Here is a 13,540-nt window from a genome sequence, read left to right on the forward strand (position 1 = left end):
GTCCTGCTCCTTTCATGCAATCGCGGCAAAGGGGTCGATGAAGATTTCGGCGCCGGTCAGCCCGACAGCATTGCGCCAACCGGAAAAACTCTGGGCGTAATCGTCGCGTGATATCCGGTGGGTGACGGAATCGACGTAGTAGAGGCCGCTGTTTTCCCGACCTGCGCCGCGTACCAGCACGGTTTGCCCGCATCGCAACGCCCTGGCGAACTTGATCCCGTCGACTTCGCCGCGGCAGCTGACCGAACGGCTCGAGGCGGTCGCCCTGGCAAGGGCCGACGACTGTGCCTCCTGCGGGCTTGCCGCATCCGTCGCAGATATCCGGTCGACAGGCGGAGGCAGGATGCGCAGGAGATTGGGTTCCATGCCCATCGGCAGTTCGCTCGCAGCCGGTGCAATGTAGGGCAGCGGCAGGCGTGTCTTCGGCTCCGAGGTGAAGCCAAGCATCGAGACCGGTCGCTGCATGTCGTTGAAGGCATTGAAGGAGCGCAGGTTGGTCTGGCGTCCGAAGTCGATCGACAGCACACCCTGCGGCACCGGCAGGCTCAGTGGCGGTCGGAAGTGTCCGATGTCGAGGCCGCTGAACGGTTCGGGGGCAACATACAGATCGAAGCCGTTTCGATAGGCGAGCTGGCTGAGGTAGACGGAATCCGAACTGCGCTGGGTGGTTGTCGTATCGAGCGTCGTGCGCTGCGGCGGGGTCGGCAACACGTCGGGAATGATGCCATAGCTGCCGAAGATCGCCGTGGCGACGACGCTGTCCGGGCAGTTGGGCCATGTCTTGGGTGCGCGACGCTGCCCCATCAGTGTCCCAAGCGCGTCGGCGCCGACAACCTCGAGAATGGAGCGGCCGGGATCATTGCCGGCAAGAAGCCGTGTCTCCGTGACATAGGCGTTGACAAGCGCGAAGGGAACGGGAACGCCAAGCGCCAGCCGAATGGTCAGGGGCGTGTTTGGCCGGAAGATCGGAAGTGCTGCCGCGTCATAGTCGCCCATGAAGTTGCGGCTGAGGTCGAAACTCAGCCGTACCATCGACGCACGGCCGACTGCCGTTTCCACCTCGATCGAGCTTAGTGCTTCGATCAGCAAGCGCGGCAGCGGCGCCTTGGCGATCTGGACCAGGAAGAATGACGGCAGGATCGTCATGCGAGATCTCCCGGTGAGGGGACCGATATGATCGTGCCGGGCTGATCGGTCAGATCGACCGGGCGCATCACCCGGTTGATGTCGCAGAGTTGCCAGAAGCGTTCAGGATCCCCGAGCGTCGAGGCGCTTGCCAGATCCGGCCTGTCGCCGCTGCCGACGACGTAGCTGCGGCTTCCCGAGGTTGCTGGAATGAACCGCATGCGCTTGTAGCGGATGACCCGCCCGTCGGCACCTTTGTACTGCGCCTCGGGAATGGATTCGTAACGGCTGCCTCGGAAGAACATCCTATCCTCCTATGGAACAAGGGCCTGAAGGCCGGAGCGGGCGCCGAAGGTCTCCTGTGCGGCCATCGCCTGCTTCTGCGTCAGTGCCGCGAGATAGACGAAGTAGCCAGGGTCGACGATGCTGAGATCGCGATAGGTGAGCACCTTCAGCGTCAAATCTGCGCGGGCCCTGATCGGGTTGAGCGACTGGTCAAAGGCCTCCTCGCGCACCGACAGGCTTTCGAGGCGCACAGGCAGGACGCGGTGTGCCCCCCAGACGAGGAAGGCCATGGGAGCGTTTTCCGCCAGGATGAAAGCACCGCCCGCAAGCGCGATGACCTCGTTGGCCAGCACCATGGAATAGGCGGGGTAGACCAGCTTTTCGAGCGCGGCGAGCGCCGGATGGAGACCATTTGCGACGGTGACGCCGTTCTGCCCCGGCTTCTCGAGCTGGTCGGCAGCATCGATCTCGACCGAAAACGTCAGCGTTTCGTCGGGCGGGCCGTTGAGGCGGCGGGCGTCGCCGCGTCCACCGCCCGAGGCCGAACGCCCGGCGATCTGGCGCGTCACCTCGTCAGGATTGTACTGGAATGCAACGACAATTGGCAGCGGATCAGGCGGCTGAAACGCGACGATTCCGCCTTTCTGCACCTTTGGCCATCGTGGCGATGCGGTCATGATCCTGCTCCTATGGTGCGGCGGGTTGTTTCTTTAAGCCGAGCGATGCGATCAGCATCCGAGCAAGGTTAGGCACCTGCTTCGGCCAATAAACATTCTCGAAGTGGGCGATGGCTTGGGTGGCCACCCCGGCCGATGCGGTTGGTGCCTGTTCGGCCGGCTTGACCGGCAATGACTTGTCCCAATGCATCTCGGCATATGCGAGGTAGATCCCGTTCGCGGCAAGCCGTCCGGCCTCAGCCTTGAACGCGGGGTTCGACGTGTCGACCGCAAATCCCTGTCGGGCAATTTCTGCAGCCAGCACCGTAACTGCCGCCGCAATGACCGGCTCGACTGCCAGAAAGGATGCAACGAAGCCTCTTCCTGGCGATCCCTTGCCGGTGGCGCCGGTGAAGAATCGGAGCGACCAGTTTTCTGTCGGGTGGCCGGCACCCGTATGGCCCCATACGCTGACATTGCCGACACCGGCGTCGACCAGGGTGTCGCGGACAACGGCGGCAAGCGAATCCTTGCCACCGGGCTCGAACGAGCCCCTGCGGTAGACATCTTCCTTGTTCGACCCGAGATTTTCCGTGACACCCTTTGCGGAGCTGCAGGTGTAGAGGATGATCCGGGCCGTATTCGACAGGAATGGTGCAATCGTCTTGAAGATGCCGGGCGCGTTTGACGACGTTACATTGAGGCTGCACCAGCTGGGCGTGCCATGCGCGAAAATCGCAAGTGACTTGATCCTGCCGGGCGTCGCACTTGTCGCTGCGCCTGCCGCAGGGACCTTCGCCAACGCTCTCCCGACCACGCCCGCAAGACGCGGAACGACGTCCTGGATGCGGCTGGTGCCGTCGGTCTTCGTGCCGCGAATGGCCTTGCCGAAGACCAGCGACGTCGCATCAAACCGTTCGTCCTTGATGCCTATTCCCTGTTCGCGCGCCGCAAATGCATCGGCAAGTGCCTGCGACATTGGCTGCGCCTTCTTGATGAGGTCGAAGTCAGGATCGAAGAAGGCGAGGCTGTAGCCGTCATTGAATTCTTCCGATCTCAGCTTCTTGCCGAGTTCGATGTCCGGGTCGCCAGTGACACTGTCGCGGCGCACCACGCCATCGGCCTGCTGCACGGTATGCGCCAGTTCATGCGCCATCAGCCGGCGACCCTCGAGACTTGTCGGACGATATTGACCGGACGCAAATCCGATGTGGTGTCCGACGGTATAGGCCCTGGCCCCTATATGGTCGGCTGCACGGGCAGCAGCCCCTTCAGCATGCAGGCGCACCGCTGACAGGTCGCGGCCGAACTGAGGCTCGAAATAGGACCGCTCTGATGGGCTGAGCGGCATGCCTGGCCGGGAGGTGACTGCACGCTCGGCCGCCTCCGCACCCGCACTTGCGGCGTCACTCGAGGCCGATCGCCGGACTGTAGAACCGGCCGATGACGGAGTAATGCTGGCACAGCGACCGGAAATCACCCGCTCGGCGGCGGCGTCGGCCTCGTGCTCCATCGCGTCGTTGACCGCACCGAGTTTTGCCTTGCGCTGAACGACCGGGTGCCGTGCAGGGGCAGTGTGGCAACGACTGGCGCAAAGTGGGGCGTGCGTCGCCGTCATTTTTCCCTCCCTTTGCCTGTCTCCGATCTCATCCTCATGATCGCTACCTGCTGTAGACAAAGTTCAGCCCGATCCGGGCGAAGTGCAGCTTGTCCGTGTCGTCGCTGAAGGCCTTGCCGAGTGCCGCCTCGACTTCGACTCCGATCCGGCGGCCCTTTTTCATGTCGTCGAAAATCCCGATCCTGGCGCCGACCTCGCCGTAGGGCGTCTTGTCGGGCCAGACGATGCCCCCGACGCCGCCAAAGACGCCCACCTTGGCGCCCCAGGTCGCTGGGTGGGTCTGCGCTGAAAGCCCTAGTCGCGCTCCGAAGAGCAGCGCGTCACGATGTTTCTCCGGGGCATTCAGATAAAGGGCGTGCAGTCCAGCCTCGAGGTTGAAACGTCGGCTCGTATCGAGCGGCAATGCGGCGTCGACGCCCCCCTCCACCGCGTAACCCTCGCCGAGATTGCCAGAAAATCCGCCGCCACCCAGCGTGAATCGTGCCTCGACCGGAAGAGCCCGGGCCCGTGCAAGGTCGACCTTGCAGCTCGCACCAAGTGCCGCCTGCACAAAGACTTGCGCAAACTGGAAATGCCGCTCATGGAAGGCTGCAAGCCTGCCGTAGGTGTGTTGAGACCCCATGCGGGTGAAGTCTGTCCGGACCCGCTCATCGCGTGCCCAGGCCGGCGTGCGGGTTCGGTAGGCCTGATTGGTCTCGCGATATTCGTCGCCGACGCCGAGCCGCTGGTGGCCGCCTTCGTGCACCGTCGTCCCGGGGTTGAAGTCCGGCGCGCAGATCGTTGCCGCATCGGCGCGTCCGCCGCGATTGACGACATTGATGGTCACATCGGGACTGGTGGCCGTCTGGCTGACCTCCACCCGGATCGGAATGTCTCGGCCAGCACACGGGTTCTTGCAGCCTGAGACCCTCAGTTTGAACCAGCCGTTCAGGCCATCCTGCGCCGTTTGAACGACTTCGTTGGCGATCTCCGCAAGCCGGGCCGGGCTGACGGGAGGCGCGGGGCCGGCACCCCCGCTCGTGCAAATGCCGGCGGTTCCAGATGTCGGTGCCGCGACAAAATTCATGCGAAACGGCAGGCGCACGACGCAGTTCTTGGGATCGTAGATGACGTTGACGGTTTCATCGCTGATGGTCATCTGAGCCTGGGTCGCCGTGGCCGGTGAAATCTCCTGCCGCCTGACGCTTCCGGTAAAGGTTCCGTCAGCCTGCAGGGTCGGTCCGCCGGTAACGGTATTCAGGAACGCCGTGCCTCCGCCGCCGCTGGTATCGATCGGCGCGAGACCAGCCGGTTGCCGCCTGATCGTCCCGCCGGATTGCTGCACGACATGGGCAAGCTCATGAGCAAGCAGGGCATTGCCGCCCTCGGCGCTGGCAAATGCAATCGAGGAGCCAAGCGTGTAGGCTCTCGCGCCAATGCCCTCGGCGGCGCGCTCGGCTGCGGCACTGCGGTGGAGGCGCACCTCGGAGAAATTATGGCCGAAACGCGGTTCGAAATAGGCGCGCTGTTGCGCAGTGAGCGCCGTGCCGCCGCTACTGATGGCTGACGCTGCGCGGTCGACGGCTGACTGTTCGGCTGCCGCGCCGCCCTTGCGGCGAAGCATCGCGTCGTTGGCCTCGCAATGGGCGCACTTCCGGCGAATGGCGTGCCGTTCCTCGTCCTCGCAGGCGCTGCACTTGCGCTGGGCAAGCGAAGTCGAACGCGAGAGGTTGGAAACACGGGCACCCGAGAGGATCTCAGCTGCGGCGCGATCGGCTTCGTGCTCGAGCGGATCGTTCTCTGAACCGAGCTTGACCTTTCGCTGAACCATCGGTTTTGCGCCCGGCTGGGGCGTCTTGCCTGCAGTCTGCGGGACAGGATATGCCTGCATCATGACGTCACCCTCCGCAGCGCACGGGCAATCTCTCGCCTGACCGCATCGGTCAATTGCGGCATGCCCGTGTCGCTGGTGATGCGGATGGTGAGTGCGTCGATGCGGATCCGGCCCCCGTCGGCAGCCCCAGCTCCAGCAGTGTCCCCCGCTTGCGAAATACCGTCGACCACGGCGCGGGTGATGCCGTGTGCGTTGGCACCATTACCGTTGACCGCTCCGACATGACGCTGCAGTGTCCTTGTCATGCCCACCCCCCAAAGTCACGGTCGAGCTTGCGGAATTCTGCCCGGGCCGCCCGTTCAATGTGTCTCATGCCGACCGCGCAATCTTCTGCTGCGGACAGATAGGCCGCATTGACGGCAACAACGCTGATGTTGCCGCCGGTGAAGTCGAGCCTGGAGAGCTTCTGATAGTCGAGGTCGTCCGTGAGCGTGCCTGCCGGGAAGGCGCGCCGCCACATGGTTTCGCGCTCGGCGGCATCGGGAAACGGAATGTCGACCACATAGCGAAGCCTGCGAAGAAAGGCGGGGTCGAGATTGTTCTTCAGGTTGGTGGCAAGGATTGCGAGGCCGGAGAAGGCCTCCATCCGCTGCAGGAGGTAGCTGATCTCGAGGTTGGCATAGCGGTCATGGCTGTCCTTGACCTCCGTCCGCTTTCCGAACAGTGCATCCGCCTCGTCGAAGAAGAGGACGCAGCCACCGGCTTCGGCGGCGTCGAAGACCTGCCGCAGATTACGTTCGGTCTCGCCGATATATTTCGAGACCACGGAGGACAGGTCGATCCGGAAAAGATCAAGCTTCAGGGAATGGGCAAGGACCTCTGCGGCCATGGTCTTGCCGACACCGCTCGGACCGGCAAAGAGTGCTGTCGTGCCGTGGCCGCGGGCGAGCCGCTCCGCAAAACCGCCAGTGCCAAGGACGCGGCTCTTGAAGCGAACCTGCGCCTCGATGGCGTGCAACAAGGCAAGAACCCTCGGTGGAAGGACGATATCCGCAAAGCCGAACCGGGGCACGATCCGCTCGCTGAGCCCGAGCAGATCCCGGCTGGCGACTGAGCGGCAGGCGTCCCAAAGCGCGGAAGCAGCATCGACAGCTTCGCGGGCGAGCCGGGCAATCTCCCGCGGTCCCAGCGCAAAATGCTCGGCAATTTCAAGGAGATCATTCTCAGGGACGGTTGCCTTCCCATCAAGGGCGGTTTTCCAGAGGAAAAGACGGTCAGGCGCCGCAAGCGGGCGGCAGTCACCGGTCGGCACATGACGCGCCGTCTCGAGAGGCCGTTTGCCGACGACGATGATGAAGCCGGAAAAGCCGCGCAGCATGTCCTCGCCGGCAAGCCTGCCGTCGGCCTCGTCAATGTCGACAAGCAACGCGAAGCGGCCGATGGCGGCTTCGCGTTCAAGCAGCGCAATGAAGTCGCGTCGTTCGCCAGGATCGGAAGGAAGGAAGCGCGGAAGCAGGGTACGAATGCCAAGCCCGAAGCGGCGGGCAAGGGCTGCGGCCGTGGCGCGACGCGCGCTTCTTGCCGCGCCGACCAGCGCTGCCGCCGGGCGCGCGATGTCCACGCTCGCGCAAAGGTAGTCGACGATCTTTAGATTTTGCTCTGGAAGAGGACCGTAGTCGTCCGCCTCTAGCGCCTGGTCGATCGCGGCGACGCGCTGGTCCTCTCCGAGCAACAGCCGCAAGACGCGCTCATCCACGGCAAACCGCGATTGCAGCAGGACAGTGCTGTCTGATATCTCGATCAGCCGAAAGCGTCTGAGTGGCGCGTCCGGGCTGAACCGGGCGAGGGCAAGGAAGCGGGCCTCTGGCGGCTCGATCGTTTCGCACACCGCAAAGGCCATCTGAAGGTCCGCCCTGCCAATGCCTTGCACCAGCTGCGCTGCACAGCCAAGCAACAGAACGTCGAGATCGAAAGGTGCCAGCGAGAAGAGATCGCCAAGCCGGTCGATGCTGGCGGGCTCACCTGCGTTGATCTGCCGTCTCCGTGCTGCATCATAGGCATCACGGATCGCCCCGGTGTCATCGGCCGCGGCAAGGCGCGCCGAGATCCAGGAGAGACCGAGCGCCATCGTTGCGGCATTGGCGCTAAACCAGTCCGCTGGTCGGTCTTCCCAGATGCTCTCCTGCGCATTGATGACCGTATTCAGCATGATCCTCCTCACGGTTGGTGGTAGACGAGTTCTGGTCCAATGCTGCGCACACCGTCCACCAGCACTGCCACCGGGTAGTCGCCTGCGGATGGCAGCTCGAAGCTTTCAACCGGCACCTCGATGCGTGTCGGCGTCGGCGGATCACCCGGTGCGGCATCCGCTGCCTTGACGATCCGGCGTGAACGGTCGCCGATCACGACCTCGACGATCTTCGCGCCGCGGTGCCAGAGCCGTTTGCCCTCGAGCCTAAGGACCCGATCGCCAGCAGGGGAAAGGACGGTCAGGCCTTCGAGAGACGGCACGAGCTGAAGAAGAACGGTGTTTGATCGAAGCCTCCGTGTCGTGTTGCCGGTCGTGCCCCGGTCCAACCCGCCGGTGACCGTGTCCGTTGCGATGTCGGTGAGAATGTGAAACTCGAGTGGGCCCGGCTGGAGCTTGATGTCATCAGGCACGATCATCTCGAAGCGCCCGTTCGGGGAGGCGGGAAGCGAAGCGGGAAGAAGCGTTCCGAGGACAGCAGATACCGGGACGCCAATCGTGCCTTCCGTCTCGATGACAACAGTCCCCCCGATCGGGACGCGGATGTCGCCGATCGGTTCGTTCGGTGGTTTTAGGACAAAAGCCGAAAGGATCACCGGTGCCCGACGCACGGTCGCGGATATCGATCGTATTTCCACGGGTGCCGGCCGCAGGCGCGGAGACACGGTCTCGATCTGCACGACCGTCACTTCGTAGACTACCGATCGGCGGAAATTCGCCTGCGGCATCGCCGACCAGATGCGACTGAGATCGTCGATCGACATCGGATTCAGCACCACTTTCAGGCGCTCGAATTCGTCTGCAAGCACCGGATCGATCACCGGATCGCCAATCCGTTTGCTGCCGACATTCCGGGTCATGACAAGCTCGTCGATGTGGACGCCGAACTCATGCAGGACGGCCATTGCGTCGCCGAGCAGGATTTGCGCGTTGAGGTCGGAATCAGCGGCGTCTTCAGTTGCGCTGTAGCTCGACAGCAGGAAGCGAAGGTCCAAGGACAGCGGCGGGCGACCCGGGCTGCCAGGATGTGCCCGACCTGGAATGTCCTGGTTCTTGAGAACCCCATTTTCGATCACCTGGTAGAGGTAGAGGTTCACACGTCGATCTGCGACCTGCGGCGTCACGTCGGGCGGCGACAATGTCACCTCGGCTGCCGTTGCCATGCGATCGAGAAGCAGATGGCGTAGGGTCCGGCTGACAGCAGCGATCGCTTCGTGTGTTGCCATGGCTATCGCCTCGGTCCAAGGCGCCGCTGCTCATGCGTGGCAAAGCCGCTGGCGCGATCAGGCCCCCGGTCGACCGCGGCTGCCGGTGACGGCGTGACGACGATGTCGATGCGCCCGATCTCGATCGTCGTGCCGCTGTCGGACCGCGTTGCGATGGCTGCCGGCGCACGCGCTCTGGCCAGCTGTTCCGGACGGATGGCCCGTTCCGGCAGGGAAGGATCCATCGCTTGAGGATCCCGTTCCCGTGACATGCCCGCCGGATCGATTGCGGACTGGGGCGTCCCCCTTGGTTCCCTGAGATTTGGGTCGAGCTCCACGACAGGTATGGTCGTCAGCACCTCCTCGCCGGCGGGCTGTGCCGCAACAGGCTGGCCGGCAGGGGCAGGCTGGTGCCGGCTCGGCTCGACAGACGCAGCAGCGTCGGGCACGCGCGCACGCGTCCGCTCATGGCCATCCCTCGCAGCCGCAGCCGGCGTCGTTTGGGCAGGTGTCGCAAGTCGAAGGGGCTGCTGTTGCGGCTGCAATGTGCCGGGGCGTCGGACGGTCATTTGCGGTGGCTGTCCACGGTCCGATTTAGGTGCTTCAGCCATGCCCGGGTCGGGATATGCAGCGACCTGGCGTGGGGAAAAATGCGATCGGGCAGGAACGGTCGCAAACTGTGCCTTTCCGGCAGCGGAAGGTCCGATACCTCTGATGAGGACCGATCGAAGAAAGCCTGTCATGCCTCCAGCTCCTCCTCGATCATTGCCAGGTAGTCGGCGCGGCGGTCACGGGTAAGGGCGAGGATATCAGGCTCCGTCCAGTGGTAGACAGAGGCCAACCGATGCACGTCGCGAAGGACATGTCGACCGTCCATCAATGTGCCCCGGAGGAGCGTCGTTGCATCGACAACGACCTCCACCGTCTTTCCGCAGCCCGGGCAGACGAATTCGACCTCGCTCTCTGCCGCCGGGTCGGCGTGGCGCATGGCGTCTTCGACGGCTGCAAGGATCTCGGCGTCTGGATCGACGATCGATACCGGCCACCCGTTCCGGGTCGCCTCGACCACACAATCGCGCAGGAGGCGCACGTCCGCATCCCCACCTGCCTCCGGGACGGCCAGGGCAAGCCTTGCCTGGTCGCCGCCTGTCGGGAGCCGAAACGAGATCTGCCACAGAGCGCTATCGCATTCGCACTCAACTTTATAGATCGCCGTTTGTCTGGCGGGAGGCGGTTCTGCGACGCGGGCAGGGATATCGAGTTCGACGATTTCCTCGCAATCAGGGCATCGCGCGACGACGTCGACATTGGCTCCGAAGGTCAGTCGATAAAGCGCAAACAGCAGCCGCTCCCGGTCTCCGACCGTCAGTTCGGCGGCATCGGCAGGGAGAAGGCCGGACAGTGTCCCGATTCTAACGACCGACGATGCGAGAAGCCTTGAAACAAGATCCGCGTTGGGCCAGCCGGCCCTGACGCCATCGCGCAGGTCAAATTCCGCCCGGCCCGTCAACGGCACCAGCGTTGCCGACCGATGGACGGCGCCGTCGCGAAACAGGCCCTGTGCGAGTTCGATCGCGATGGTGTCCATCGGAACTCTCCTGGAACTCAGCTGGTTGTTAGCCCGGCGGGAACGTGAACGACGGCTCGGTTGGCTCGGTCACGGCGGTATCGCGTTCCCAGCCTTCGTTTTCGAGTTTGAGTGTCTGGATCGCGACCGCATTGGCGTTGGCATCGAGATCTGGAAGTGCCTGGTATTCCGAAACCCAGCAACGGAATACGTTGTAGGAAATGACCTTTTGCCCGGCCTCGTTGAACAGGTCGATGATGATGTCCTTGCGAAAGTCTGCGAGTGACAGCTCCGCCCCGGGCCCGGCCCCGAAATTCCAGAGCTTGTTTGCCCATTGCTCGAATTCGAGGTCGTGGGTGACGCCCCGTTCCAGCGTGACCGCTTCATATTTCGTTCGGCCTGGCGACTTCCGGCTGGTGGAGGGGTCTCCCCCCTCCCGATGCTCCACAACTTCCGTCGAACGCTTCAGCGCGCCGACCTTGCTGACCCCGGCCACATAGCGACCGTCCCATTTCACCCGGAACTTGAAGTTCTTATAGGGGTCGAACCGGCGGGGATTGACTGTGAACTGTGCCATCTCGGTTATCCTCAGGCTTCAGGTCGCCGCACGATCTGGTGTATCTTGATGATGACGAATTCCGCAGGCTTCAGGGGCGCAAAGCCCACCTCGATGTTGACGATGCCGTTGTCGATGTCCGATTGCGTCGTCGTCTCCCTGTCGCATTTGACAAAGAAGGCATCCCGCGCCGTCGACCCCTGAAACGCGCCCTGCCGGAACAGGTCGTACATGAAGGAACCGACATTCATCCGGATCTGTGCCCACAGAGGCTCGTCGTTCGGTTCGAACACCACCCATTTGGTGCCGCGGTAGAGACTTTCCTCGATAAAGAGAGTGATGCGGCGGACCGGGATGTACTTGAAGTCCGACGCAATGAGGTCCGCCCCATCGAGAGTGCGTGCTCCCCAGCAAATGTTCGAGTAGATCGGGAAGGAGCGAAGCGCATTGACGCCGAGCGGGTTCAGGGTGCCGTTCTCGAGATCCGTCATCTGGTAGGCGAGGCTGTCGACGTTGCGAAGCCGCGCGTCGGTGCCGGCCGGCGCCTTCCAGACGCCACGCGCTGCATCGGTGCGGGCCCACAGTCCGGCGATCGTTCCGGATGAGGCGACCGAACGGGCGCGACCCTGGTTCAATGGATCAGCAAGGATCGTCCGTGGATAATAGACCGCACCGTTAGGATGACGCAGCGGCTCGTTGTCCGAGAGCCAGGCATGCATCTGATCGACCAGCCTGACATTTTCGGGGATGTCGACGATGATCATCGCGCGCCGATCACCGACATAGGCCTCTGCCGCAGCATAGAGCGACCGGGCATTGGCGGCGGTAAGACGTGGAGCATCGGGTAGGCAAAGGATGTTGAAGAGATCGACATCCTCGAGTGCCCACAGGCCGGTGCGATCGGCAGCGTTTCCCTGGTAGACCGCAAGCGGAACCGCATAGGTCTCCCCGTCCAGAACGGTGCCGTCATCACCGCCGTCGAGTGCAAAGGCAGCACCTGGCGTCGGAAGGTGCTCGGTGGCGTTGGCAGCACCTGTTGCCGGCTGCAATGCGTAATTGGCGACATCGGCACCGGAAAACACAAACAGCGCGTCGGCTGCAAATGTTCGCGGCCCAAACCCCGGCGTGACGACAAACCGGCGCGGCCGCCCCGTCGCCCCGTCGCCAATGATGGCGACGGTCGCTGACGAGAAGTAGGTCTGCAGTTCCGGAGCAAAGCGAGGCGCGACGGCGCGGATTGCGGCCTGCAGGCGCTGCGCCCAGCTGTTGAAGCTCGCCTGTGTCTGTCTTATGGCCGAGGACGGGTTTGCGGGGACGTCGGCCGCGATCGTGAGCGGCTGCGCGGCCGCACCCGAGCCGGCAAGCGTGATCGAGATGGTGTCGATGTCGGCAAAGACCGGCCGCGTTCCGGCAAGTTCGCCGCTCACCATCCCGGTCGCGCGCGGGCGCGGGAAGGGTGCTGAAAGGGTCACGCCCGTCGCAAGCGCAAGCTGGATCAGCCTCGAGCCCTGATTGACGACGTCGATGACGTTGTTTGCGGTATTGGGTTCGGTCGTCAGGTTGTTGAAGGCTTCGGAGGAGGCGATGCTTGCCGTTACCCCGCTGGTTCTGAGCTCGCTGACCACCAGATTGAAGGTCGCATCGTCACCGGTTCCATTGTTGGTGATGGCGATGCGCAGGTTGTCGCCCCATCCACCGGGATTGACCGCCGACTGACCGCGAATGCGCCGCCCAGCAGTCGCAACCAGTAGGTTCGAACCGTCTAGCGCAGGCAAGGTTACCGTAGAGGCTGCGATCGCTGTTGCACTGTCGCTGCCGTCGTGGCCGACCCTGACGACATAGGCTTCGGTTCCGCCATTGAGGAAGAACTGCTGGACGGCGTAGGAGGTCTCGCTGTTGCGTTCGAGACCACCATATTCGCGCTCGAAGTCGGACTGGCTGAGCAACTGCACCGCCTCGTCGAGAAGGCCACGGCTGAACGTGCCGATGAATGCGGTCGTCGAGGTGGCGACGCCCGTGACAGGGCGAAGGCCACTCGGAATTTCTTCAACATACACGCCTGGGTAAGTGGGACGTACGGGCATCGTCAGACTCCGAATCGTTCGTTGAACACGCGATACGTGTCATTGCGACGGAACATTCCGGCATTCGGGAGTATAAACGGGGAGCTGCTGATTACCGGTACAATATGAGAGCAAATCAACCGATGGTCAATACTGTAGTGGGCCCGTGAAATCCGTCGACGGGAAAGTAAAAATGATTCAACGGGATGCGCGTGAGTCGCGACCCAATATCGCCGGAGAACGTTTCCTGTAAGGGAAGTGCCTCGGGTCGTAACGCCGGGCACTGGGCGTCGAGACATCGAACAGAGAGTAACAATTCGACAATCATGACGGGCGATTTTGATGCGCGGTTCACACCCGGAATAATCACCGAAAAGTTGTGAAATCCGAGGAGGAAGGATCTG

At 63.2% G+C, this 13,540-nt stretch carries 12 protein-coding genes; all 12 read right to left on the reverse strand.

Annotation, left to right across the window (positions count from 1 at the left end):
- Positions 1-12: 12 nt before the first annotated feature.
- The 12 genes from FHX16_RS18270 to FHX16_RS18325 are packed head-to-tail and all read right to left on the reverse strand — an operon-like array spanning position 13 to position 13,157.
- Positions 13-1,146 carry a hypothetical protein gene (locus tag FHX16_RS18270; protein WP_183863950.1) on the reverse strand — a complete coding sequence of 378 codons (1,134 nt, stop codon included), beginning with the start codon at positions 1,144-1,146 and terminating at the stop codon, positions 13-15.
- Positions 1,143-1,430, reverse strand: coding sequence for a hypothetical protein (locus FHX16_RS18275; protein WP_183756045.1), 288 nt, complete (start codon positions 1,428-1,430; stop codon positions 1,143-1,145). Before FHX16_RS18275 ends, FHX16_RS18270 begins: the two co-directional genes overlap by 4 nt.
- A 9-nt stretch (positions 1,431-1,439) precedes the next feature.
- Entirely contained in the window at positions 1,440-2,087 is a 648-nt protein-coding gene (locus FHX16_RS18280) for a hypothetical protein (protein WP_183756044.1), read from the reverse strand.
- 10 nt (positions 2,088-2,097) lie between these two features.
- Positions 2,098-3,684 (reverse strand): DUF4157 domain-containing protein, encoded by a 1,587-nt coding sequence (locus FHX16_RS18285; protein WP_183863949.1) that lies wholly within the window; start codon positions 3,682-3,684, stop codon positions 2,098-2,100.
- Between the two features lie 43 nt (positions 3,685-3,727).
- Positions 3,728-5,557, reverse strand: a complete 1,830-nt coding sequence (locus tag FHX16_RS18290) for a DUF4157 domain-containing protein (protein WP_183863948.1) — start codon at positions 5,555-5,557, stop codon at positions 3,728-3,730.
- Positions 5,554-5,802 (reverse strand): hypothetical protein, encoded by a 249-nt coding sequence (locus tag FHX16_RS18295; protein WP_183756041.1) that lies wholly within the window; start codon positions 5,800-5,802, stop codon positions 5,554-5,556. Before FHX16_RS18295 ends, FHX16_RS18290 begins: the two co-directional genes overlap by 4 nt.
- Positions 5,799-7,706, reverse strand: a complete 1,908-nt coding sequence (locus FHX16_RS18300) for an ATP-binding protein (protein WP_183863947.1) — start codon at positions 7,704-7,706, stop codon at positions 5,799-5,801. The genes FHX16_RS18295 and FHX16_RS18300 overlap by 4 nt, the downstream gene beginning before the upstream one ends.
- 8 nt (positions 7,707-7,714) lie before the next feature.
- Positions 7,715-8,971: a DUF4255 domain-containing protein gene (locus FHX16_RS18305; protein ID WP_183756039.1), complete on the reverse strand. Its 1,257-nt coding sequence runs from the start codon at positions 8,969-8,971 to the stop codon at positions 7,715-7,717.
- Positions 8,972-8,973: 2 nt separating this feature from the next.
- Positions 8,974-9,693, reverse strand: a complete 720-nt coding sequence (locus tag FHX16_RS18310; RefSeq protein ID WP_183863946.1) for a hypothetical protein — start codon at positions 9,691-9,693, stop codon at positions 8,974-8,976.
- On the reverse strand, positions 9,690-10,538 hold the full coding sequence (locus FHX16_RS18315) for a hypothetical protein (protein WP_183863945.1): 849 nt from the start codon (positions 10,536-10,538) through the stop codon (positions 9,690-9,692). The genes FHX16_RS18310 and FHX16_RS18315 overlap by 4 nt, the downstream gene beginning before the upstream one ends.
- Positions 10,539-10,566: 28 nt before the next feature.
- Complete coding sequence (locus FHX16_RS18320) at positions 10,567-11,094, reverse strand: phage tail protein (protein WP_183756036.1); 528 nt, start codon at positions 11,092-11,094, stop codon at positions 10,567-10,569.
- A gap of 11 nt (positions 11,095-11,105) precedes the next feature.
- Positions 11,106-13,157, reverse strand: coding sequence for a phage tail sheath C-terminal domain-containing protein (locus FHX16_RS18325; protein ID WP_183756035.1), 2,052 nt, complete (start codon positions 13,155-13,157; stop codon positions 11,106-11,108).
- Between the last annotated feature and the right edge of the window lie 383 nt (positions 13,158-13,540).

It is taken from the genome of Rhizobium sp. BK661, from assembly GCF_024808825.1.
In the GTDB taxonomy this organism is placed as follows: domain Bacteria; phylum Pseudomonadota; class Alphaproteobacteria; order Rhizobiales; family Rhizobiaceae; genus Rhizobium.